Annotated in this window: 20 protein-coding genes; 11 read left to right on the top strand and 9 right to left on the bottom strand. The window is 53.8% G+C overall.

Features of this window, described 5'->3' with window-relative positions:
- The first annotated feature begins 145 nt into the window (after positions 1-145).
- The 9 genes from U8T64_RS13025 (at position 146) to U8T64_RS12985 (ending at position 7884) form a co-directional block, all read left to right on the top strand.
- On the top strand, positions 146-1171 hold the full coding sequence (locus U8T64_RS13025) for a hypothetical protein (RefSeq protein ID WP_322184153.1): 1026 nt from the start codon (positions 146-148) through the stop codon (positions 1169-1171).
- A 124-nt stretch (positions 1172-1295) separates the two neighbouring features.
- A complete protein-coding gene (locus U8T64_RS13020) occupies positions 1296-2261 on the top strand; it encodes an FAD:protein FMN transferase (RefSeq protein WP_322184151.1) in 966 nt (321 codons plus the stop codon).
- A 23-nt stretch (positions 2262-2284) separates the two neighbouring features.
- Complete coding sequence (locus tag U8T64_RS13015) at positions 2285-3646, top strand: RnfC family protein (RefSeq protein ID WP_322184149.1); 1362 nt, start codon at positions 2285-2287, stop codon at positions 3644-3646.
- Positions 3646-4581: an RnfABCDGE type electron transport complex subunit D gene (locus U8T64_RS13010; protein ID WP_322184147.1), complete on the top strand. Its 936-nt coding sequence runs from the start codon at positions 3646-3648 to the stop codon at positions 4579-4581. Before U8T64_RS13015 ends, U8T64_RS13010 begins: the two co-directional genes overlap by 1 nt.
- Positions 4581-5885 (top strand): FMN-binding protein, encoded by a 1305-nt coding sequence (locus tag U8T64_RS13005; protein ID WP_322184145.1) that lies wholly within the window; start codon positions 4581-4583, stop codon positions 5883-5885. The genes U8T64_RS13010 and U8T64_RS13005 overlap by 1 nt, the downstream gene beginning before the upstream one ends.
- The gene (locus tag U8T64_RS13000; protein WP_322184144.1) at positions 5882-6487 is read left to right on the top strand and encodes an Rnf-Nqr domain containing protein; all 606 of its coding nucleotides are present in this window, start codon (positions 5882-5884) and stop codon (positions 6485-6487) included. Before U8T64_RS13005 ends, U8T64_RS13000 begins: the two co-directional genes overlap by 4 nt.
- Positions 6487-7035 (top strand): Rnf-Nqr domain containing protein, encoded by a 549-nt coding sequence (locus U8T64_RS12995; RefSeq protein WP_322184142.1) that lies wholly within the window; start codon positions 6487-6489, stop codon positions 7033-7035. Before U8T64_RS13000 ends, U8T64_RS12995 begins: the two co-directional genes overlap by 1 nt.
- A complete protein-coding gene (locus tag U8T64_RS12990) occupies positions 7035-7385 on the top strand; it encodes a NusG domain II-containing protein (RefSeq protein WP_322184141.1) in 351 nt (116 codons plus the stop codon). Before U8T64_RS12995 ends, U8T64_RS12990 begins: the two co-directional genes overlap by 1 nt.
- A gap of 4 nt (positions 7386-7389) precedes the next feature.
- Positions 7390-7884 (top strand): Gx transporter family protein, encoded by a 495-nt coding sequence (locus U8T64_RS12985; protein ID WP_322184139.1) that lies wholly within the window; start codon positions 7390-7392, stop codon positions 7882-7884.
- Positions 7885-8142: 258 nt separating this feature from the next.
- Here the strand turns inward: U8T64_RS12985 and U8T64_RS12980 are convergent, their stop codons facing one another.
- A complete protein-coding gene (locus tag U8T64_RS12980; protein ID WP_322184137.1) occupies positions 8143-9126 on the bottom strand; it encodes an aldo/keto reductase in 984 nt (327 codons plus the stop codon).
- A gap of 384 nt (positions 9127-9510) precedes the next feature.
- Here U8T64_RS12980 and tdh point away from each other — a divergent pair, with 384 nt between their 5' ends.
- Both tdh and U8T64_RS12970 read left to right on the top strand, forming a co-directional pair.
- Entirely contained in the window at positions 9511-10548 is a 1038-nt protein-coding gene (tdh, locus tag U8T64_RS12975) for an L-threonine 3-dehydrogenase (protein WP_322184136.1), read from the top strand.
- Between the two features lie 500 nt (positions 10549-11048).
- Positions 11049-12236, top strand: a complete 1188-nt coding sequence (locus U8T64_RS12970; protein ID WP_322184134.1) for a glycine C-acetyltransferase — start codon at positions 11049-11051, stop codon at positions 12234-12236.
- A gap of 56 nt (positions 12237-12292) precedes the next feature.
- Here the strand turns inward: U8T64_RS12970 and U8T64_RS12965 are convergent, their stop codons facing one another.
- The 8 genes from U8T64_RS12965 to U8T64_RS12930 all read right to left on the bottom strand — a co-directional run bounded on the left by U8T64_RS12965 (position 12293) and on the right by U8T64_RS12930 (position 24390).
- Positions 12293-13492: an MFS transporter gene (locus tag U8T64_RS12965; RefSeq protein WP_322184133.1), complete on the bottom strand. Its 1200-nt coding sequence runs from the start codon at positions 13490-13492 to the stop codon at positions 12293-12295.
- A 24-nt stretch (positions 13493-13516) separates the two neighbouring features.
- Entirely contained in the window at positions 13517-14260 is a 744-nt protein-coding gene (gene pnuC / locus U8T64_RS12960; RefSeq protein ID WP_322184131.1) for a nicotinamide riboside transporter PnuC, read from the bottom strand.
- Positions 14257-15081 (bottom strand): amidohydrolase family protein, encoded by an 825-nt coding sequence (locus U8T64_RS12955; RefSeq protein WP_322184129.1) that lies wholly within the window; start codon positions 15079-15081, stop codon positions 14257-14259. Before U8T64_RS12955 ends, pnuC begins: the two co-directional genes overlap by 4 nt.
- Positions 15082-15541: 460 nt before the next feature.
- Positions 15542-18115: a hybrid sensor histidine kinase/response regulator gene (locus U8T64_RS12950; protein WP_322184128.1), complete on the bottom strand. Its 2574-nt coding sequence runs from the start codon at positions 18113-18115 to the stop codon at positions 15542-15544.
- Positions 18116-18134: 19 nt separating this feature from the next.
- Entirely contained in the window at positions 18135-18503 is a 369-nt protein-coding gene (locus tag U8T64_RS12945) for an Hpt domain-containing protein (protein ID WP_322184127.1), read from the bottom strand.
- Between the two features lie 113 nt (positions 18504-18616).
- Positions 18617-20842, bottom strand: coding sequence for a bifunctional diguanylate cyclase/phosphohydrolase (locus U8T64_RS12940; protein ID WP_322184126.1), 2226 nt, complete (start codon positions 20840-20842; stop codon positions 18617-18619).
- Positions 20843-20846: 4 nt separating this feature from the next.
- A complete protein-coding gene (locus tag U8T64_RS12935) occupies positions 20847-21902 on the bottom strand; it encodes a GtrA family protein (RefSeq protein ID WP_322184124.1) in 1056 nt (351 codons plus the stop codon).
- Positions 21886-24390, bottom strand: coding sequence for a 6-pyruvoyl-tetrahydropterin synthase-related protein (locus tag U8T64_RS12930; RefSeq protein ID WP_322184123.1), 2505 nt, complete (start codon positions 24388-24390; stop codon positions 21886-21888). Before U8T64_RS12930 ends, U8T64_RS12935 begins: the two co-directional genes overlap by 17 nt.
- Positions 24391-24392 lie beyond the last annotated feature (2 nt).

Genomic DNA, 24392 nt, shown 5'->3' with positions numbered 1-24392 from the left:
CCTTTAATTCATAGAAACATGGGAATCCTGTCTTTGTGAAAAAATTATCCTTGCTTTCTGGAAAAGTTTGCGCTATACTTGCAGATGAGCGCTGATTCGCTCACAATAACGTTTTATCATTTTCAGAAGGGATGTTGTTTCAAGTATGAAGAAGGTTCTCGCAATCGTTCTCTGCCTTTGCATGGCGGCTATGCTGACCGCATGCTCCGGCGCAAAGGAAGCTGAGTACAAGCTGGGCATGGGTGTCGCTCTGAACACGGACAGTTCTGCGGAAAACAACGCGCAGGTCGATGCTACCGTAGCCACCGTCGTCACCGACAAGGACGGAAAGATCGTTTCCTGCCGCATTGATGTGGCCCAGAGCAAGATGGACGTTACCGGCGGCGCTGTTGACACTGCCGCCACCTTTAAGACGAAGATGGAACTGGGCGATGACTACGGCATGGCCGGCAAGGTCGATAACGACGGCGATGGCGTGATGAAGGAATGGTACGAGCAGGCCAAGGCCTTTGAAGAGTATGTGGTCGGTAAGACCGCCGATGAGGTTAAGGGCATTCAGCTGCAGGAGGCCAACGGCCATCAGATCGCCGCTGACAAGGATCTGCTCAGCGCCGGCTGCTCCATGCAGATCACCGATTTCATGGAAGCTGTTGCCGCCGCCTGTAACGACGAGCAGGGCATGAGCTTCAAGGCCGGTGAATTTACACTGGGCGTTGCCGCCAGCACCTCTGCCGCCGATTCCAAGGCTGCTACCGATGAAGAAGACGGCCTGGTTGCCATGTACACCGATTTCTCCGCCGCTGTTGTAGCGGACGGCAAAATCGTTGCCGCATTGAATGACTCTGTACAGCCCAAGATCACCATCAATACCAACGGCGAGATCGTAAGCTCTGACTACACCGCTACCAAGCGCGTTCTCAAGGGCGATTACGGCATGGAGGGTAAGGTCGACAATGATGGCGACGGCGTGATGAAGGAGTGGTTCGAGCAGTCTGAGGCCTTCTCCAAGTTTATCGTTGGCAAAACTGCTGATGAGGTTGCCGCCCTGGAGACTCAGGAGGCTAACGGCCATCAGATCGCTGTGGATAAGGATCTGCTCAGCGCTGGCTGCTCCATGCAAATCACTTCCATGAAGGACACTTCCGCGAAGGCCGCTAAGAACGCTCGCTGATCCAACAGTATTTTTGCAAATGAAAGGCACTAAACTTTTCAAAAGTTTTCTCTGCCTGTGTTTAGCGATAGGGCTCCCCGTCATTTTGGCGGGGTGCCCTACTGTTGCAAAAAAGGCAGAGCCTGTGGGTAAAGCATATTATACCTTTTTCGATACAGTTTCCTTTCTTTACAGCTATGCGGGAGATTCTCAAGAGATCTTTGATGAAAACACGGAGGCCGCCGCCGGGCTTTTGGAAGAATACCATCGCCTGTTTGATATTTATCATGAATACGCGGGGATCAATAACCTCTGCACCATCAATAAGCAGGCTGGCGGCGAGGCTTTAGAGGTAGATCAAAAGCTCATAGAATTTCTGCTTTATACCAAAGAGCTTTATACGCTGACAAACGGCGAAATGAACGTGATGTTCGGCGCGGTGCTCCGCCCCTGGCACGACTGCCGTGCCGCGGCGGAAAAAGATCCACAAAAGGCCTCTCTGCCCAATCCGGCTTTGCTGGAGCAGGCAAAGCAGCATACGGATATTTCCCTTTTGGAGATCGACGAGGAAAAAAGCACCGTGCGCATCTCTGACCCCGAGGCACAGATCGATGTGGGCGCTATCGGCAAGGGCTATGCCACCGAAAAAGCGGCCGGGCTGCTTTCCGAACGAAACGCGGAAGGCTATGTGCTGAATATCGGCGGCAATATCCGCATTATTGGAAAAAAGCCGGATCAGTCCGGCTGGGTAACGGGGATCAAAGATCCCTTTGACCACGAGAACAATTATGCCATGTATGTGGAACTTTCCGATACCTCCTGCGTTACCTCCGGTATTTACGAACGGTTCTTTACCGTAGACGGCACACGGTATCACCATATTATCGATAAGGATACGCTGATGCCGGCGGATCATTTCGCCTCTGTCTCGGTCATTACAAAAGACAGCGGGCTGGCTGACGCACTTTCTACCGCACTGTTCTGCATGAGCTATGAGGATGGCCGGGCGCTTGTGGATTCCTTGGAAAATGTAGATGTACTGTGGATCTTCCAGGATGGCGCCCAGGAATATACGCCCGGTATCCATCCAATAGATAAAAAACCAGAATGAAAAAATTGAGGAGAGATGACAGAATGCTGAAACGAAAAAACATTTCGTCTTTGCATGTCCCCCACAACAAGCATACGGCCGGGTGTGCTCCTGTGCGCATTCCCACGCCGCCTGAGGTGCTGCTTCCCATGAACATGCACTCCGGGCACGATGCCGAGCCTGTTGTGAAGGTGGGCGACCACGTTACTGTGGGGCAGCTGATTGCCAGAGAAGAAGGAAGATTTTCTTCCCCGGTGCACGCCACCGTATCCGGCACAGTAGTGGAGATCGGCCCCATGAAAACGGCGGACGGCAAAGAGACCCAGGCCATCCGGATCGAAAGCGACGGCAAAATGGAGAAAGACCCCAACCTGAAGCCCCCGGAGATCCACAACTGCGAGGAATTCCTGCAGGCTTTACGGGAAAGCGGCCTGGTAGGCCTCGGCGGCGCCGCCTTCCCCACCTGGGCCAAGTTCAATGAAATGTGCAGCGGACAATACACGGTAGATACGGTTCTGGTCAACGCCGCGGAGTGCGAGCCCTATATCACCAGCGACCACCGTATGATGCTGGATCACCCCGATCTCATTGTAAAAGGCGTGGAATATCTCAGGACCTACATGAACGAGTATCTGAAGGATGCGCGCTTTAAGATCTGCATCGAAAAGAACAAGCCTGACGCCATCGCGAAAATGCGCGAGGCCTTTGTCGGAATGGACTATGTGGAGATCCACGAGCTGGATACCATTTATCCCCAGGGCGCCAAACAGGTAACGCTGTATAACGCCACGGGAAGGGTAGCCATTGCCGGAAAGCGTTTCCCCTATTTCCACGCGGTGATCATCAATGTTTCCTCCTTTGCCAAAATGGCGGAGTATATTTCCACCGGTATGCCCCTGGTAGAGCGTATCGTCACGGTAGACGGCCCTGCCGTAAAGGAGCCGAAAAACCTGATCGCCCCTATTGGTACACGCATTAGCTACCTGTTGGAGCAGACCGGCCTTTCCGCCGAACCCGGCAAGGTGGTCATCGGCGGCCCCATGAACGGCACCGCCGTTTGCTCGGTGGAGGATCCCATTGTCAAGGTGGCAAACGCCGTTCTCGTATTCGATGAGAAGAAGAGCGTGCTTCCCACCCCCACCGCCTGTATTCACTGCGGCAGATGTATTGAAAAATGCCCCATCAACATCAACGTAGTGGCGGTGGACGACGCTATGAAGCAAAAGGACGAGGACAAGCGTGCCGAGGCGCTGATCGATACCGGCGTTCGGCAGTGTGTGGATTGCGGCTGCTGCTCTTATATCTGCCCTGCCCACCGTCCCCTGCTTGCCAATAACCAGGAGGCGAAATGGTGGCTCAAGCAGTATGCTGCCGCTCAAAAAGAAAAAGAAGGGGGAAATACCTGATGAAAAATCTTCATGTTTCCGCCGCTCCTCATATCAACAGTGGCGTTTCCACCCACAACATCATGCTGGATGTGGTGATCGCTCTGGTACCCGCCGCTATTGCCGCGGTGGTGCTGTTTGGTCTGCAGGCGCTGCTGATCATTCTTACCTGTATTGCCAGCGCTGTGCTGGCCGAAGCTCTGTTTAATCTCTGTGTACACAAAAAGCAGACTGTATTCGATTTTAGTGCGGTAGTTACCGGACTTCTGCTGGCACTGAACCTGAGCACCAATGTACCGCTGTGGCAGTGCGCTCTGGGTTCTGTTTTCGCCATTGTGATCGTCAAGGGCCTGTTCGGCGGCCTGGGAAAGAACATTGTAAACCCCGCTATTGCCGCTCGTGTGTTTATGCTTCTCACCTTCGGCGCTGTCGGCGGAGGCGCAATGCCCACTCTTGTGGAGCTCAGCTCTACAGCCACTCCTTTGGCTGATCTGAATACGGGCGTGGAAGGGCTGGAAGCAGCCCCCTCCATGATGGATCTGTTTTTGGGCGTTCACGGCGGAGCCATCGGCGAGACCTGTGCCGCCGCTCTGCTGGTAGGCTTCCTCTACCTGGTGGTGCGCAAGGTGATCAAATGGTATGTGCCCGTTTCCTTTGTGGCTACGGTATTCCTCTGCTACCTGGTCTTTACAGGCGATGCTACATATGCGCTGGCTCAGGTACTTGCCGGCGGCCTGATCCTGGGCGCGGTCTTTATGGCCACCGACTATGTGACCACCCCCGCCACCGGTCTTGGCAGAGTGATTTTCTGCATCGGCTGCGGCCTTATCACCTTTGCTATCCGGCAGTTTGGTTCTTATCCCGAGGGTGTTTCCATTTCCATTCTCGCTATGAACCTGCTCACTCCCTTTATTGAGACCTGGACTACGAAAAAGACGCTGGGAGGTATTAAATAATGAAACGTACCGACCTTATCAAGTCTATCGCGCTTCTTTTGGTGATCGTGGCAGTGTTCAGCGCCGCCATGTTCGGCCTGAATTTCCACACCGGTCCCCTGATCGAAGCCAACAACGCCAGCGCGCAGTTTGGCCCGCTGCTGGCGGTAATGCCCGAAGGCGCCGCCTTTGACGCCGATGCGATGATCTATGACGCTGCCGCCCCGGAGGGCTCTTCTCTGACAGACGTTCCCCCCTCTGTTACCGCGGTGTACCAGGAGGCTGCCGGATTGGGATACGCGGTCCATGTGACCGCCACTTCCAACTATTCTACCGCTCCGATGGAGATCTCTCTGGGCGTTTCCGCTGACGGTAAGATCTACAATGTACAGATCGATTCCTACAACGATTCCGAGGCCTTCGATTTCCGTGCAAAGGATCCGGAGTACCTCTCCACCTATGTGGGCAAGGATTCTGCCCTGGCCGATGTCGGCACGGTGGCAGGCTCTACCTTCTCTTCTACCGCTTTCAAAACCGCTGTTGAGGAAGCGATGAACACTTTGATCGCCAACTCCCTCATTGCCGAGGGTGTAAAGAGCGACGATCAGCTTCTAATGGAGCTGCTGCCCACCGTATTTACCGGTATGGCAAACGATGGTATGATGCAGACGGAAGAGATCGAGGCTTCCGGCAATATGCTCAGCGGCGTAAAGGCCCTGAACGATTCCGGCTTCGCTTATATCATGACAGAAGGCGACGCTACCCTGCTGGTAACGGTAAACGCCTTTGGTACAGGCAAGGTATTCGATGTGGAAGGCAATGATGTGACCGCCGACCATGCCGCCCTGGTAGAGGAAGCAAAGGCCCATGCCGGCGCCAATCAGGCTTCCTATGAAGAGCCTGCCGTTGCCCGCTTTGAAAAGCTGATGGAGGGCGCTTCCAACATGCAGCCCCTTTCCCTCACTACCTTCGGTACAATAGTAGCCGCTGATTCCTTCCAGGTTGGCGAGGACACCTACTACGGTTTCTGTGCCAGAGGCTATGGTTATCAGACCATGGATATCTATGTGATCCTGGACGCTTCCGGCGCTATTGTCAAGGCGGACGCCAAGAAACTCTTCTTTGACGAAGAATACTTCACGGTGGACGACACGGTGGACCAGCCTGCTTATAAGGACTCCTTCACCGGCCTGACCCAGGACACCTGGACAGGAGACAACGCTCTGATCGCCGGCGCTACTATGACCTCTCATGCCATGCAGCAGGCGGTCACTGACGCGTTTGAAGCCTTTCAGACAGTACAGAACGGAGGTACCGCAGAATGAAAAACTCAACGAAAAGCAGCATTTCTCATAAAGAGGCCGCTTACCTGCTCCCCTTGGGCGTAGGCTTTGTCATGGCTTCCAGCGCGGATCTTCGTGCCGCTCTCGGCATGGGCGCGGCGGTGATCCTTGCCACGTTCTTCAGCGCTGTTGTCATTTCCGCTCTTAGAAAGGTGATCCCCAGCCGGGCACACCTGCCCATCTACATTTTGATCATTACCGGTTTTGTTTCCCTGATCGACATGCTGATGCAGGCGTATTTCCCCAATGTGGTCAATATGCTGGGCGTCCATCTGGCCGCCTTGGCGGTCAGCGCCGTGCCTTACCGCAACGCGGAGGACGTGGCCGGTGAAAATGTGGAGACCACCACGATCAAGACCGCTTTGGAAACCGGCTTCCTCTTTACGCTGGTCATGGTGCTCTGCGCTTTGATCCGCGAGGTGCTGGGAAATGCCAGCATTTGGGGCGTTTCCATTGAGTTTCTGAAGGACTACCGGGTATCCGCCCTGTCCGGCGTATTTGGCGGCTATCTTGTACTGGCTATTATTTTTGCCGCGATCCGCAAGATCAGCGAAAAGGTAACAAAGAAGGAGGGAACTGACTGATGACTGCTGATGTAATTTTCGGAATTCTTCTGGCTGGGCTTCTTTCCAACAACTATGCCCTCCTGCATTTCCTGGGCACAGGCGCCGTCATTGAAAACGAGCGCTCCACCAAGAAGTCTTTTCTGGTGGGCCTGGGCACCACCATCGTCATGGTGCTCAGCACCCTGATCACCTGGCCGCTGCAAACCTACCTGCTGAAGGATATCCCCTATCTTCGCACCATGGCCTTCGTCATTGTCATGCTGCTGGTAGTGGAGTTCATTCATCTTTTCGCGAAGAAAAAGCTGGAAAACTACTGCAAGGTGGACTTTATGAAGTTCGCCATCAACGGCGCCGTGCTGGGCCTGTGCGTCCATAATACAGAGCTGGCATACGGCGAGGCTGTTCTCACCGCCGCTGCGGTAGGCATTGGCTTTACTCTGACCATGGCCATCTTCTCCAAGCTGCACAGCAGGATCGATGAGGAAAGCGTTCCCAAGGCCTTCCGCGGTCTGCCCGTCTGCCTGCTTTGCGCGGGTATGATCGCTTTGGCATTGCTGGCCTTCTGATGAAACGCCGGGATCTTCTTTTGATCGGCGGGATCGTGCTGATTGCCCTTGCCTTGCTTCTGTTCCTTCAGCTGGGAAAGAAACCGGGCGCGGAGGTCATTATCCGTGTGGACGGACAGGAGCAGGGGCGGTATTCCCTTTCCGCCGATGGTACCTACAGTCTAAACGGCGGCACCAACCTGCTGCGGATCGAAAACGGCAAGGCGCGCATGGAAGAAGCGAGCTGTCCCGATCACTACTGTATCCATCAGGGACAGATCAGCAGGACCAATGAGACCATTACCTGCCTGCCCAACAAGCTTACGGTCACGGTTTCCGGCGGGGAAAATTTTGCGGAGATAGTGGGATAGACCTATGAAAGTATCAAAACTGACCTCTTTAGCGCTGTTCGTTTCTCTGGCAATGATCTTATCGTTTCTGGAGCATCAGATCCCGCCATTGACCGCCATTCCCGGCATTAAGCTGGGGCTGCCCAACGTGGCCATCGTCTTTGTGCTGTATGGGATCGGGGAAAAAGAGGCTGTGGCTGTCAGCTTACTCCGTTTGCTGCTGGTCAGTATTCTTTTCGGCTCTATGATGAGCCTGTTGTACGGCGCGGCCGGAGCGGTACTCAGCCTAACGGTGATGATCCTTCTGAAAAAGAGCGGAAAATTCTCCTATGTTACAGTCAGCGTAACAGGCGGCGTGTGCCACAATATCGGGCAGATCGCGGTGGCCTGCTTCGTGACCAAAACGGCAGAGCTGCTCTACTACCTGCCGATGCTGCTGATCAGCGGAACTGTGGCGGGCGTTCTCATTGGTTTGCTTGCCGGGATCGTTTTGAAGCGCATGGAAAAGCAGAAGCAATAAGTTATTCTATAAAAAGGAGACTTGCACTGGTTGGTGCAAGTCTCCTTTTTTGCACGGTCAAGGCAACGCCGCACAAAGATTGTGCGCAAGTTGTACAGTCAGATTTTTCGTCAGAGTGCACAGATTGAATGCAGCCAATCTTGCGATTGGCAAACGAAAGCTGTGTGCTATGACGGAAAATCTGCAAGCAAATTGTGTACGAAGGCCTCTGGCCGGTCTTTGTGCGGGGTTGCCTTAACTTTTTTATAGGATACGGATTCAGTTTTGGGCCATTACCCCCACCAGCTTATGGGGAACATAGGGTTCCTCCAAATAGGCAAGCTCTTTCGCTGTAAGCTCTAATTCCACTGCTTTTGCCGCGCCCTCTATATGGTGAAGCTTTGTAGCGCCCACTACCGGGGAAGTGGTTTTTGTCAGCAGCCAGGCCAGGGAAATTTCCGTCATGGAAACACCGTGGCGGTCCGCCAGTTCTGCGACTCTGTCGATGATTTTCCCGTCCTGCTCCGCCGTGGCGTCGTACTTCCCTTTGGCAAAGGCGTCCTCCTCCAGCCGCCGGGAGGTTTCCCCCGGGCGCTTCGCCAGCCTGCCTCCCGCCAGGGCGCTGTAGGGCGTCATAGCAATATTCTCCTCCTGGCAAAGCCTTGCCATTTCCCGTTCTTCTTCCCGGAAAATCAGGTTATAATGGCCCTGGACGGAAACGAATTTCGCAAAGCCCTCCCGCTCTGCCACAGCATTGGCCTTACAGAGCTGATAGGCATAGCAGTTGGAAATGCCGATCGCCCGAACCTTTCCCGCCTTTACCGCATCGTTCAGGCCTTCCATGATCTCAAAAATCGGGGTGTTGTTATCCCAGGAGTGAACGAGATAGAGGTCCACATAGTCCATATCCAGGTGCTGTAAGCTGGTATCCAGCATGTTTTTCACATGCTGCTGCCCGGTGACTCTCGCTTCGATCTCCTCCGGTGTGCGGGGCGGAAATTTCGTGGCGACCACCACCTCTTCCCGCCGGGTGAGGCCCCGTAGAATGCGGCCCAGGTATTCTTCCCCGGTCCCGCTCTGGTAGCTGATAGCGGTATCAAAGAAATTTACTCCCAGCTCCAGCCCCCGCTTTACGATTTCCCGGGAAGCGCTCTCAGGCAGCGTCCAGGAGTGCATGCCCTTCCCGGCATCTCCGAAGCCCATACAGCCCATGCAGACTCGGGACACGGTCAGATCGGAATTTCCCAATTTGATATACTTCACAGCAGTGCCTCCTTTCATACTTCTGAGATAAGTATAGCGCTGTATCGAAAAAATGTCTAATGCTTTTTCAGCGAGCCGCCGTAGGCACTCGTGAAGCCTCTTGGTGCGGGAGGAAAATTTCTGGCCCGACCGAAAGGAATGCAATAAATTCATTGCTTGCAAACGCCTAATCCGCCGCAGGTACTTGTGCAGCTGCTTGATGCGGAAGGAAAATTTCTGTGCCGCCCGGAAAGGGAGAAAGATAGCATGGCTGTTCTTCCACTATTTTTTCGGAGTTTGAAGAAGTTCGCTCTTGACTTTTCCTTGGCAAGCCGCTATACTGTCCTCAGAACAAATACAGAATTCGGAAAAATCGCACCATCTGTATTTTATAGGAGGACAGTTATGGCACAGCTCATGGACGCTTTAGTAAAACCGATCGCCGGGCCGGGTCTGGAATTACGCCAGGTTCCTGTGCCGGAGCCGGGGCCGGGCGAGGTACTGATCAAGATCCACAAAACCGCTATCTGCGGAACGGACGTACATATTTACAATTGGGATCCCTGGGCCAGAGAGCACATCCGCCCGCCCATGACCATCGGCCATGAGTACGTGGGAGAGATCGCCAAACTGGGCGACGGTGTGACCGGCCTGCACGTGGGCCAGCGGGTCAGCGGCGAGGGACATATCACCTGCGGGCGCTGCCGCAACTGCCACACTGGCAACATTCAATGGTGCTGGGACACCAAGGGCGTGGGCGTTGACCGGGACGGCGCTTTCGCGGAATATGTGTGCATTCCGGAAAGCAATGTGATCATCATCAATGAAAATCTGCCGGAAGAGATAGTAGCTTTCTTTGACGCCTTCGGCAACGCCACTCACACCGCCCTAATGTGGGATCTGGTAGGAGAGGACGTGCTCATTACCGGCGCGGGGCCCATCGGCATCATCGCCGCAGGCATCTGCAAATACGCGGGAGCCCGGCGGGTCGTGATTACCGATGTGAACGATTACCGGCTGGAGCTGGCCCGCAAAATGGGCGCTGACGCTGCGGTAAACGTGCAGCAGGAGGATCTGCCCACGGTCATGTCCAAACAGGGGCTTGTGGAGGGCTTTGATATCGGCCTGGAAATGAGCGGCAATGGAGCCGCCCTGACTCAGATGGTATCTGTGATGCGAAACGGCGGAAAGATCAGTCTTTTGGGAATTTCCAACCAGCCTGTTCCCATGGATATGAACAGCATCATCTGCAAGGGATTGACCCTGCAGGGGATCTACGGGCGGAAAATGGATAACTGGCACCAGATGTCCTATATGGTTCAGGGCGGCCTGGACCTTTCCCCCATCATCACCCACCGGTATCATTACACCCAATTTGAAGAAGGATTTGCCGCCATGAACAGCGGCCGCTCCGGCAAGGTGATTTTGGATTGGAGTAAATAAGGGCAGGGGTAAATTATAGTTTGCGGACTGGCAAATAGCATCAACCCTTGCCTTTCTCGCCTGTCGGCTCGGTTGCTGTGTGCCGGTGGCACACGTCCAGCAACGACCGAGTTGACAAACGAGAACGGGTCAGAGCGGTTGCTGTGCCCCAGTGGGGCACGTTCAGCAATGTCTGAAGCGACAGCTGAGTTCTCCACTGGAGACCTTCCCCCCACCGGGACGCGTTCACCCCTGAGAAGGGGAAAATCTGCTCTTCGAGCAGATTTCGGCAGCGCGGCGAAGCCGTGACGGAGGGGTTATAGGGCGCTGAAATCCCGCACAAAACTTGCCTTTTCTACTCATCACCACGGAACCCCTCAGTCAGCCTTCGGCTGACAGCTCCCCTTTCAGGGGCGCCAAGGAGCGCCATATATATTCCAATTTATCTGGCGTTAATTGTACTGTTTGTGCCCTTCCTAATTGCTGATTACTCATTGAAATAAAAAGTTGGAGGTTTTCCTATGAAGCAGGCTCTTGAAAAGTACAGAAAAGAACTGGAAGGGATCCGCGAGGCTGGTACCTGGAAGGACGAGCGGGTCATCACTACCCCGCAGAAGGCGCGGATCGATACCACTCAGGCCCGGCAGGTGGTCAATATGTGCGCCAATAACTATCTGGGCCTCAGCAACCACCCGGCTCTGCTGGAGGCGGCAAAGGCAAGCTATGATAAATGGGGCTTCGGTCTTTCCTCCGTGCGGTTCATCTGCGGCACCCAGTCCGTTCACAAGGAGCTGGAAAAGAAGCTGGCGGAGTTTCTCAGCATGGACGATGTGATCTTGTATTCCTCCTGCTTTGACGCCAACGGCGGCCTTTTTGAGACCCTGCTGGGGCCGGAGGACGCTGTGATCTCCGATGAGCTGAACCATGCCTCTATCATTGACGGCGTGCGGCTTTGCAAGGCGAAGCGCTTCCGCTATAAGAATAACGACATGAACGATCTGCGGTTGCAGCTGGAAGCGGCTAAGGAAGCTGGCTGCAAGGTGATGCTCATTGCCACAGACGGCGTATTCTCCATGGACGGCTACATTGCCAATTTGCAGGGCATTTGCGACCTGGCCGAGGAATTCGGCGCTCTTGTCATGGTGGACGACAGCCATGCCGCCGGGTTTATGGGCGATACTGGCCGGGGCACCCCGGAATACTGCGGCGTACAGGATCGGGTGGATATCATCACCGGCACCTTCGGTAAGGCCCTGGGCGGGGCCTCTGGCGGCTATACCGCCGCCCGTCAGGAGATCGTGGATCTGCTGCGCCAGCGGAGCCGTCCCTATCTCTTCTCCAACACCCTGGCTCCCGCTGTCTGCGCCGCCAGCCTGAAAACCCTGGAGCTGCTGACAGCTTCCACCGAGCTGCGGGATAAGGTGCACGAGAACACCGCTTACTTCCGGGAGCGGCTCTCTAAGCTGGGCTTTGACGTGCTGCCCGGCAGCCACCCCATTGTTCCCGTGATGCTGTACGATGCCAAGGTTGCCGGGGAATTTGCCGCCCGTATGCTGGAAAAGGGCGTGTATGTGGTTGGCTTCAGCTACCCTGTGGTGCCTCAGGGTAAGGCCCGTATCCGCACCCAGGTATCTGCCGGACACACCAGGGAGGATCTGGATTTTGCGGTACAGTGCTTCCAGGAAGTGAAGAAAGAAATGGGGATTTAGTTGTTAGAAAAAGCGTTTCAGAGGACACCGCTCTGAAACGCTTTTTTGATGGGATTTTAGGGGTTGTTTGCGTTTGGTTTCTGTTTTTTGCGGAGAAGGTTGCAGAGCAGAAGCAGGGTTGGGAAGATCACGGCGGCCAGGAGGCCTGCTTGCAGCTCGCCGCCGAAGAGTTCTGCCACGTTTCCGACTAAGGCCGGGCCTGCCGCGCAGCCAACGTCCCCTGCTAAAGCCAGCAGGGCAAACATGGCGGTACCGCCGTTTTTCAGCTTTTTCGAGGCAATGCTGAAGCAGCCGGGCCACATGATCCCCACGGAAAGGCCGCAGAGCATACAGCCCAGAAGGCACAGGGCTGGCTGATCAAAAAGCGCCGCCAGAAGGTAACTGGCAACACAGAGCAGGCTGGAGAGGTTCAGAAACCGTTCCAGCTTGATCTTGTCCCCGCACTTCCCGAAAAACAGCCGGGAAAGGCCCATCATCACCGCAAAGGCACAGGGCCCCAGCAGATCTCCGGCGGTTTTCGGAATGTGGAGGGAAGCCTCCGCAAAGGCGGAAGCCCACTGGCTCATGCCCTGCTCTGAGGCGCCCGCGCACAGCATCATCAGAAACAGCCTCCAGAAAACGCCTGCTCCTATCAGCTCCCGAAGTTTCATACCCTTTCCCTCCTCCACTGGAGTAGGAACCGGCACCTGACAGAAATAGAAAAAGTTCAAAAGCGGGATCGCCGCCCACAGGCACGCCATCACCCGCCAGTTTTCCAGGCCAAACACTGCGAAGAACGCCGTACTGCATAAGATCACCAGGACATGGCCCCAGCAGTAAAAGGAATGGAGCAGGCTCATTTCCGACTCCTTTTTCTCCGTGGGACAAGCCTCCACAATGGGACTGACCAGCACCTCCAGCAGCCCGCCGCCTACTGCGTAAAGCATTACCGCTAAAATGATCCCCAAAAAGGCGCTGGGCAGAATAGAGGGAAAAAAGCACAGCCCCAACAGTCCTCCCACTACAAACAAATGGGCGGCCTTTATACAGGTCCTATAGCCGATTTTATCTACAAAGAAAGAGCTGGAAAGGTCTACCGCCATTTGGATCCCGAAATTAATGGTGACCAACGCCGCAATCTGGTTTAAGGAGATCGCGAAGCTTTTTTGAAAGGTCAAAAACAGCAGCGGAACAAAATTATTGACCACCGCCTGGGTCACATAGGCAACGTAACAGGCATATTTCGTGTGATCATAGTTGTTTTCCAGCTTTTTCATACACGCTTTCTCCTTCTCCGTCTCTTACTGGGGCAATTCTGCCGAGGCGTCTGTTTCCGTTTTTGTTTCCGGGTGACGCTTGATGTAGAGCACCCATTTTCCAAAGCCGTAGCAGGTGTTGACCAGCATGGCGGCTACCGTGATCAGCATGATATAAGTACCGGAAATGATGTACAAGGCGGCGTAAAGCACCAGCGTAATAAACCAGGCGTACCACTGCTCGTTGTAGCGCAGCAGCAGCAAAATACCGTTTGCCATGCCGAAGGCGGCGGATAGAGCGTCCAGATAGGAGTCCGCCGCGCCGGGAAGCATGGAGATCAAAGAACCCACGCCGAAGCCAAAGGCCAGGATCGCCAGGACCACCAAAATATCCTGTTTCCAGCTGAGACGCTTCACCACGGTAAGCTCCTCCTCCGTTTCGTCAGGGTGGCGCGTCCACCGCAGGAAGCTGACGATATCGATGGGGATCCAGAATACCATGGTAACAATGGCAATAGTGTACCAGCCCATGGCGAGACAGATCACCAATTCAGGGATCTCGATCAAGAGCACGTCCACCCCAAAATTCCATTTGCTTTGCTTGGAGATCAGCAGCTCGCAGACAGGATTTGCCAGGGTGGCGACCACGGAGCAAACCAGCACCAGTGTATTTGAGGTATCGTCCAGCATATGATCAGGGAAAAAAATGATGAAGGCCGTTGTCAAAAGAAATACGGCGGCAAGATAAATGATTTGGTATGGGGTAAAAGATTTCAAAAAGCTTTTCACAGGGAAGGATCCTCTCTTTTTATCCAATTTTCAAGCCTCGGAAAGGCGCGCAGACAATTTTCAAAATAGACCAGCGGGAAGGCCTCCGGCGGAAATATTTTTTCAATACTGAGTTCATACTCTTCCAACTGAGCCAGATTGATAGGCGGGCAAAAATCAGTGCCGTAAAGAATTTTCCGCTCCATACCCGGCTGGGAATGAATGGCCGCTCCAAAGGTGGCAATGGCGCCCTCCACATCATTTCCTTCCTTTGTGCCGGTCTCATAGGCGCCGGAAAAATCGGTGTACATATTTTCATGCTCCGCCACAAGGCGAATACATTCCGTAAACCGGGGATCGTCCATATGGGCCGCTACAAAATTCACTTCGGGAAAATCCTCCGCCGCTTTTGCGATATAGCAGGCGGCAGAGCCCTCGATATCCTGATCGGATGGCAGCACCAAAGAACACAGGCCGGTGTGGAAGGTCACGGTAAGCCGATGACGGCGAGCGAATTCATAGATCGGATATAGAGGAGGATCATTTGCCCGAGAGCTTTGGTAGCTCAAATAAAGCTTCAGCCCCACTACCTTCCAGCGCTCCAAATTTTCCTCGATCAGGCTCAGCTGCGGAGGAATAGGACGCTTCAGGTCTACAGAGGCGTTCAGAAAAAGCCGATCGTCCTCCTGCACGGTGCGAATACAGTCCGGGTTTTTCATAATGCTCTCCGGAAACTGCATTACCAGGGCAAAGCCGGTGGTACACCGAAAATACTCTTCCCTGATCTTCGGGCTGACAATGTGGGTGTGGCAGTCGATCTTTCTGTTTTTGATCCAATCCATAGTCACGATCTTTCGTCGCCTTTCTCCGGAATTTGCGTTTTCTGATATCACTTTGTAAAAGCAAAGCCGGGACTTTTTTCGGTTTTTTGCAAACCTTTGCTATTTTACCTGAATCTGACAAAAAAGTCAATTTTGGGAAGGCGGATAGGCGCTAAATGATAGTTCAACGTCCCTAGGCTCCACTTGCGCGAGTAAGGGGAGCTGTCAGCCGAAGGCTAACTGAGGGGATTAAAACTGGCGGTTTTATCCCACTTTCTGCGGGTGTCTATCCCTTCCACCGCCGTTCGGCGGTCCCCCTCCCCTTGCAAGCAAGGGGAGGCTTTTCTCACCGCTAAATTTCAATTTGGCAAACTGAATTTTCTGTTGTTTTTCGTCGTTAGCTCTGTATGGCAAAAACAGCACCGCGGCAGCTGGAAAGCCGGCTGTCGCAGTGCCTTTTGCTTTTATCCCTGTATCAGTGCTACTTGAGATACTTGTGCAATACCCGCAAGAGCTCAGGCATATTGATGGGCTTCGCGATGTGGGCGTTCATACCGCATTCCAGGCAGCGCTGTACATCTTCGGAAAAGGCGTCTGCCGTCATGGCGATAATGGGAATAACGGCCGCGTCGGGCCGGGGCAGGGCCCGGATCTTCTTTGTCGCTTCGTATCCTGTCATGATCGGCATTCGAATATCCATCAGGATCGCGTCGTAATAGCCTTCGGGGGCCTCCTGGAACATGGTAAGGCAAACCTGACCATCTTCCGCCCATTCTATTTCCGCGCCAACATCGCTAAGCAGTTCGTTGGCAATCTCCCAATTCAGCTCGTTATCCTCCGCCAGAAGGATCCGGCGGCCAGCAAGGCTGGAGCCGGGCTCTTCAGACGCCGCTTTCTCTTCCTCGATTCCCATGTGAGAGCGCAATCCATAAAACAGGGTGGATCTAAACAGGGGTTTGGAAAGAAATCCGTTGATTCCCGCTTCCTTTGCCTCCGTTTCAAATTCGCTCCAATCGTAGGCGGAAATCAGCAGGATCGGAACCGTCTCCCCCAGCTTGTTCCGCAGCTCCGCAGCGGTTTGGATCCCGCTCATGCCGGGCAGCTTCCAATCCAGCAGAATGATCTGATAATCATCTTGCTCCTCATGATGCCGAAGAGCCATTTCTACAGCCTTCTCACCGCTTAAGGTCCACTCTGGCTTCACCCCGATGGATTCCAGCGCCTTTACGGTAGTTCGGCACAGGGTTTCATCGTCGTCTACCACCAGCATTTTCCAGGCGGGCAGGTTCATTTCTTTTTCTGTGATCTCAGCTTTTTCCAGATCCAGCGTAACGCAGAATTCCGTACCTTTTCCCAGCTCGCTTTCCACCTGGATCGTTCCACCCATGGCATCCACAATATATTTTGTGATCGCCATGCCCAGGCCCGCGCCCTCTGTTTTATGTACTCTGGCGTTATCCGCCCTGCTGTAGGAATCGTACACCCGCTTCAGAAATTCCGGGGACATTCCGATCCCATTATCCTTTACCCGGAAGTGGAGCCGAACATAGCTTTCTCCCTTTTCAGACGCCTCCTCCGACAGAGAAAGCCGCACATGACCTTCCTCCTGCGTATATTTGATCGCGTTTGACAAAAGGTTCAGCAGAATCTGGTTTAAGCGCACACTGTCGCAGAGCACATATTCCGCTGTGATATTTTCGATATGCACATCAAAGCTTTGCCTCTTGCTTTTCATCTGAGGCTGGGCAATGCTGACGATCTCCTCCATTACCTCGTTTAGAGAAACGCGATCTACCGAAAGGCTCATTTTGCCGCTTTCAATTTTTGACATATCCAAAACATCATTGATCAACCCCAGCAGGTGCTTACTGGACAGCGCGATCTTTTTCAAACAGTTCTTCACATGCTCACGATCCTCCATGTGAGACATGGCGATGGAGGTCATGCCCACGATGGCGTTCATCGGCGTGCGGATATCATGGCTCATATTCGATAAAAATTCGCTTTTCGCTTTTGCCGCCTGCACCGCTTCGCTTCTGGCCTTTTCCAGCTCCTGCAGCTGAAGCTTTGTCAGAGAAAAATAGCGTACAAAGATCAGAATCAAAATGATCAGCACGGCGGCGCAGGCCCCCAGCGTTCCCCACAGCCGCTTTGCCGTGAGCTCGCTTACCACCTGATCCAGCTTGCCATAGGGCATAACCATGAGCAGATACCACTCGGAATTGGGCAAGCTGGTTCCATAGATCTGCCGCTTTTCTCCATTGATATTCAGCGAAGCGGAATAGGGCCTGGCCTGCTCCAATGCATCGCACAGCTCTTTTTCCTCCTGCCCGGCTTCCTCCTTTTCCGGGGTTCCCGTCTGCCTGCTTTGATAAAGCTCTCGCACGGATTGAAAAAAGGGCTCCAGCTCCGTATTGGAATTCTGGATCACATAGCTGCCGTCCGGGCGAATGATATGACAGTAAATCAGCTCGTCCTCTCTGCTGTCCAGGGAAAGGGTTTCTGTGATATATTCAAGAGGTACGGCGGTGATCAGACCGGTACTGACCTTTCCGTTGGGCATGGGATATTCCGCGCTGACGCCGAACATGACCAGAGCGTTTCCCGAAGCATCGCTTCCCAAAGCCACCCGCATTTCTTCCCGGTTCAAGGCCTCCAGAAAGGGGGGAAGGTTTTTCGCCTGGATCATTTCTCCGTAAATCATTTCAAAATCGCCTTCCGCAGAGCAGAGGGCCAGATAATCGAAATCCCGCACCTGACCACGGTATTCCATTTCCTGATACAGGCTCTGCGAAGTCATTCCCTCCGCCTGAATCACCTTTTTCAGGCCCTCCACCTGACTGAGCCGCTGCTTGATCGTAGTTTCAAAATGTCTGGAAAGCTGCTCGCTCATGCCGGTCATATACAGCTCGCCCAGCTCACAAAGCCCTTCCGTGCTTTCCCGGTTCAATATAATTCCTGTCATACTGAAAATCACTGTGCTGAGTATTGCCAAAGCCGCAAAACCGATTATAAGAAATCTGGAAGTCTTTTTGCGCAGCTGATTGCTGTCCATACAGTCACCTTCCTATGCTTTATAAATTTTCCGTTTCGGCTCGATAGGTTTCTATCGCCTGCCGGGTTTGTGCATATTCCTCCTCCGCCGCGGCTATGACCGCCCCGGATTCCGGCGGGATCGTGCCGCCGCGAAACAGGTCGCTGAGCTTTGCTCCGGAAGCTCCCAGCCGGGCGATCCCCAGATTCTGGCACACGCCCTTCAGCGTGTGCGCCATGCGAAAGGCCTCTTCCCCGTTTCCTTCCTTCCATGCCTGAACCATAGCTTCAAAGCTTTTATCCTCCAAAAATTTCAGAAGGAATTTTTTTACCAGCTTTTCTGAATACAGCCTGCCCAGAACCTCCTCATAATCTCCGCCAAAGGCGGTATAACAGCTTTTCAGATCCATACAGACACCCTTTCCCTTAGAGCGGTTCCTGAAAATGCAATAGAAGCTCAGCTTTATCTTTATACGGTGCTGCTTCTATTTCCGAAGCCTGCTCCAGCTTTGATTCTTTGCGGTCAATTTCCCGCCTGTACTGTTTTTTGCGATCCGTCAGTCAAATCGGAGAATAAACGATGCGCCGACTTGATTTCCAGCTTGTTTTCGTACATCAGGGCGTCTGCCCTGCGGAAGACATCGTCGAAGGAGAGATCCTTTCCCTGCTCATACCGGGCGATCCCCATGGAGATGGGCGTTTTGAAGGCCGTGCCGTCCAAACAGTCGATCTCCACCATGCTATGACGCAGCGTTTCGGTAAGCTCTTCATCATTTTTCAGGTCTTCCCGCTCCAGGATCACCACAAATTCATCGCCGCCGATCCTGTAAACCGGGCTGTGCTGAAAGACCCCGCAAATTATTTTGCAGCCCTTCACCAGCAGTTCGTCTCCCAAAGCGTGGCCGTAGGTATTATTGATGTATTTCAGATAGTTCACGTCCAGTACGATCACGGCAAAGTCACAGCGCTCCGTTTTCAGGCGCTGATCCAGCCGTGCCGCGTCTTTCTGGTAGGCCACCCTGTTTCTCACCGAGGTCAGGCTGTCCCGATACGCAAGGTCACTCAGTTCGTCCAAATGGCGGGTCAAATGCTCCGTCATACTTTGAAATCCCGCTTCCAGCCTGCCGATCTCGTCTTTTCCCTCCACGGAGAGGGAAAGCTCAAATCGCCCGGCGGAGATCTGCTCCACCGCTTCCGCCAGCTTTTTCAGGCGGTGCTTTTCCCGGTCGGCAGACAGGTTTTCCTTCCGCTTCAAAAGCAGCTTGCCGATGGCTCCGTAGCAGCCGGAAGAGGTCCACACCGTATGGCATTCATAATCGCAGCCCTGCGGCTGACCGTCTATGGAAACTGTGGAAGAAAAACCGAAATCCGGGTTTTCCGGCGAGGCCGCCGCCATTTTTTCCCTGAAAAGCGCTCTGCCCTGTCCCAGCCATTTCTCTGCTTTTTCCTCCTGTAACGGCTCTGTCAGCAACTCCTCCAGCCCCAAACGCCTCGCTCCGTATTTATTCAAGGTCAGCATGGGCGGAGAAGCCGTATAGACGAAGAATATCTCTTCACTGGTATCGGAAAAGAAGCGAACCTTATGCCGCTCAAAATATTCCTGATCCGCCATACGCTCTGAGGAAAGCAAGCCGTAATCATGGAGCTGATCCGCAACATTTCTGAGATCTTCCTCTTCCTCACGATGGTCGGAATTGACCGCCAGCTCCACCTTCAGACTTTCGGAAATCTCCCGCAGGCATTCCAGCAGCATGGGGTGAAACGCCCCGCACTGCCCCTGCAGGATCATCTCCAGGGCAGCTTCGTGAGAAAAGGCTTTTTTATAGCAGCGCTCGCTGGTCAGCGCATCGTATACATCGGCCAGGGAAACCACCTGGGCGGAAATGGGAATTTCCTCCCCCTTCAGCCCATCGGGATATCCTCTGCCATCATATCGCTCATGGTGCCAGCGGCAGATCTCATAGGCCGTTTGGATCAGTGGATCCTCCCGCTGCTTTTCCGAAAGGCCGCTGAGCATTTTCGCCCCGATCATGGAATGTGTTTTCATCATCTCGAACTCTTCTGAGGTGAGCTTTCCGGGCTTGTTCAAGATCTCCTCCGGAATAGAGATCTTTCCAATGTCGTGCAGAGTGGAGGCGGTTGTAATCCTTTCCGATTTTTCCTGATCCAGGCCATATCTGTTTTCCTTTTGCCGCAGCTGCTGCAAAAGCAGAGAGGTGATGGTATTGATGTGCAGAACATGCAAGCCGCTTTCCCCGTTTCGGAATTCCACGATCTGTGCCAGCACGGAGATCATCAGGCGGCTGCTCTGCTTGTTCTTAAAAATCTGCTCCGTCACAATATTGGTAAGCTTTCGTTCTTTGGCAAAAAGCAGCAGGGTGTTTTCCACACGGCGGCGTACCACAGCCAGGTTAAAGGGGCGGGTGATGAAATCCATCGCGCCAAAATCATAGGCCCTGTCAATATAAGAAGGAGAGGTTTCCGCCGAAATAATAATGACCGGCATCTCTTCGATCCAATGGTACTTATTCATCACTGCCAGCACTTCAAAGCCGTCCATTTCCGGCATCAAAATGTCCAGCAGCACCAATGAGAGCTCCTGTCTATGCTCGGAAAGAAGCTCTACCGCCACCTTGCCGTTTTCCGCTTCTAGAATCTCGAACTGATCCTCCAGCATTTCCAGAAGCAGCGCCCGATTCATCGGAGAATCGTCCGCGATCAAAATTTTTTTCTTCTGTTGTTTCCCCATTGCCTCACTTCTCCTTCTTCCCGATATGCCTGTGCGCCAGGCTGCTTTGCACAAGAAAGCTGACAATGTACAAAAAAACTTCTACAAACAGCTTTGTAAGATAGGCGGGCACTCCCAGAATACCTGTAAAAAAGCGCAGCAGAAGAACATTTGCCAGCAGCAGCCCACAGGCCAGCTTTCCGTAATTTAAGGCCGTATAGCTTTCTTTCCTTCCCCGAAACACAAAATTCCGGTTGATGAGGTAGTTCGTGCTGGCGCTGATGAGCCTTGCGATCACCGCTGCCGCCACCTCCTGGGGAAAGACCATATAGTAAATCAAATTAAACAGCAGATAATCCAGAACAAAAGCTCCTAAAGAAGAAAGCAGGAAGCGGGGCAGGCTGCCGAACAGCACCCGGTAGATCCGCATACCGTCCCGGATAGGGCGGAAATGAGAGGATTCGTTTTGGCCCAGATAAATCGTTTGGATCGGAAGCTCCACGATCCCCGCCGGAAAAAGCTCCCCGGAGCGGATCAGCATTTCCGTTTCAAACTCATAGCCCATTCCGGGAAGGGAGAGCAGAGCCTCCACCTTTTCCCCTGTGAGAGGAATTCCCCGCAGTCCGGTCTGGGTATCGCTGAGCTTGAGTCCGTACAGCCCATGAAGCAGAAGACAGGTCAGCTTGTTTCCAAACCGGGAGCGCCCCGGCATTTCCGCGGTGCTTCTTACGCCCAAGACCAAGCTCCCGCCGTTCTTTTCCACCGCTTCTTTCATTCTGAGAATATCAGTCGCGCTGTGCTGACCATCGGCGTCCGCCGTGATCGCGTGGGTAAAGCCCCTCTCCCTCATATAACGCAGTCCGGTTTTCAACGCCGCGCCTTTTCCCTGGTTTTCCATATGCTCCAGCACCGTTACGCCGGGCTGCTTTGATAGCCGCAAAAAGATTGCCTTTCCCGTACTGCCGTCGTTTACCACAACAAGCTCCAGCCCTTTTTCCAAAAGCTCCCCTGCCAAAATGAAAAGCTGTTCCCCCGGCTCATACGCCGGGATCAGCACGCCCGGCTTATTCCGACCTTCCAAGCCCTGTTCCCTCCTTCTCCGGCTTTTCCTTCTGTCCTTTTCGACCGCAACGGCTTAAAAATACCAGATACAGTACCAGGAACACCGCCCCTGCTGCGCTGATCGCCGCTCCCGACCAGAAATAGGGCGCTGTGATCCGGATCACAGTGGCCCCCGAGTTTACATAAGTCAAATGGTTCTTTTCCCAAAGCTCCTTTTCACTGAGGAAGGAATCGTGGTATGCCAGCGCGGTATTTACTTTATCTTCCGGGGACTCCACGGTGATCTCGTGGGCGCTCTGCCGAATTTCCAAGGGGACAATGGTACGCTCCGGCAGCTCGGAAGAAGAAAGCGTCATGGCTCTGCTCAGCAGCTTTCCCACAGAGGGATCCTGAGTCAGGCCGTAAAACCGTGTCAGGCCGATCCCGATCACTACAATATTTTCATTTTTTACCGTGCCGAAAAAGGGCAGCTCCAAGCCATTGTCGTAAAGCCTTCCCCAGCATTCGTCCAGGCCGTTTACGAACACGGTCTGCCAGGTGGCATATTTCGTGGGAAAAAGATCCGCGTTAATGGTGCCGTCCACGGTGAGAAGCTCCGGGTAACCGTTGGAAAAGGTGACCGGATTGCAGGTGATGCCGAGAAAGCTTTGATTATTCGCTTTTCGGTCCTCCGGAATGCCATCCGCCGCGATGACGATATGTACCCCCGCTTCACTGAGCTGAGTGACCAATGCCTCCGCTTCCTCTTTATCGTCATAGGTAAAGCCGGCCAGATAAATGGTTTCATATTGGGAAAGCTGCTCGAAGCTGTATTCGTTCAAATTCCAGGAATCTGTTTCCTCTACCGCCGGAAAATCCAGGGAAATCGCCGCCGCGCCGGAGCCAATGCCGATGGCGCTGTAGCGGGTTTTCGTTCCCCAGCTTTTACAGCCGGTTTCCTTATGGTACAGCCGATATCCCCCGCTTTTTTCCAGCAGCTCATAGCCCACCGATTTCGCTGCGGCATCCAAGTTTTCTACAGCATCTGAAGTTTTGGGAAGCCTGGACTCATACACCAGCACCGTATCGCTTCCAAGCTCCAGGCACCGGTCGAAAAGATACAAAAACTGCCCGCCGGAAAGCGCCTTATTGAGCTGTACGATATTGGAGGAGGTGGAAGCCGCCTCCCAGCCCGCGCCAAAGACGGCGGGGACACTGTTTCCCCAATCGGAAACCAAAAAGGCCCCGGTGGAGCCCATAGCGCTTTCGTCCATCAGCGCCATGCGCTGTTCTGTGACCTCCTGCGCCCGGGCGATAAGGGTGGTCTCCTGTAGGCTGTCCAGCCGGTCCGCGGCCCGCACGCCGTTTTGTGTGCCGGTAAGCAGCGACAGGGAGGGAACACAGTCCAGCACCAGTAAAACGCACCACAGAAGCACCAGGGAACGCCGCAGGGTTTTCCAAAACAGAAGGCCAAGCAGGATCAGGCACAGGGCTATGGAAATAAACCGCAGCATCCACAAATACTGGCCGCCGGGAAGAGAGCGAAACAGATAATACACAGAAGAGCCGGTGGAAAGACAGATCAGAATTCCCGCCGCAAAGTCGGGGCGCTCTTCCCGGTTTCCGCCCAATATACCGAAAACCGCCAGCAGGAAAGCCGCCAGTCCGAAATAGAAATTCCCGTTACCGCTTTCCAGCCGCTCCAGAGGATTCAGGGTGATGGCCAGGCTTTGAAAAAAGCCCGCCATGCTTTCCGAGCTGTCTACATTGGAGATTCCTCCCCGCAACGCGGACAATGACCAAATGCCGGTCATCAAAAATCCAAACAGCATGGAAAACAGTACCGCTCCCGCACCCTGTTTTTTTCCGCGGAAGATCCGATGCAGCAATAAAAACAGCAAAACCGCCAGCGCCAGCATGCCCGCGTACCCTAAATGGCAAAGCACCATCAGCAGAAAGCTTCCGGCAAGTCCGGGAAACAGCCGCCGGTTTTGGGTTCTCAGGTATTCCTCCACAAGGTACAGAAACACCGGAAGAAACACCATACTCAGCGCGCGGGCTAAATTCCCCTCCTGAAAAATCGCCAAAAGATTATTGGGAAGAAAAAACCATAAAGCGCCTAAGAAACCGCCTAAAAACGGTCTTTCCAGCCGCTGTCCGATCCACAGCCAGGGCAGTGCCCCCAAAAAGCAGACCGCGCCCACAAATACCAGATAGCCGTTCAGGGGGTCTCCCCCTGCCGCCGCCTGGCACAACGCCATAAAATAAGCGGGCAGAGGAGGCCAGTACCGCAAAATTTCCACCCCGTTGTACCAAAGCGGCGTATAACCAGGCCAGAGATCACCGCCGCAAACCGCTTTGTAAACCAGATCTCCCCGGAACACGTGATACATGGTATCAGAACCGCTGGGGTATACGCCGCCGCGGCTTACCAGAGCCACTACCCCCACAGCCATACAGAGATAGAAAAGCGGCAGAAAGCTGTACAGCTGCCGCCCGAACTGTCTGTTTTTCCGCCAAAGCGCCATCT

Origin of the sequence: Neglectibacter caecimuris (assembly GCF_034335015.1) — a bacterium.
GTDB classification, from domain to species: domain Bacteria; phylum Bacillota; class Clostridia; order Oscillospirales; family Acutalibacteraceae; genus Acutalibacter; species Acutalibacter caecimuris_A.
This window is presented reverse-complemented; position numbering and strand designations above follow the sequence as displayed.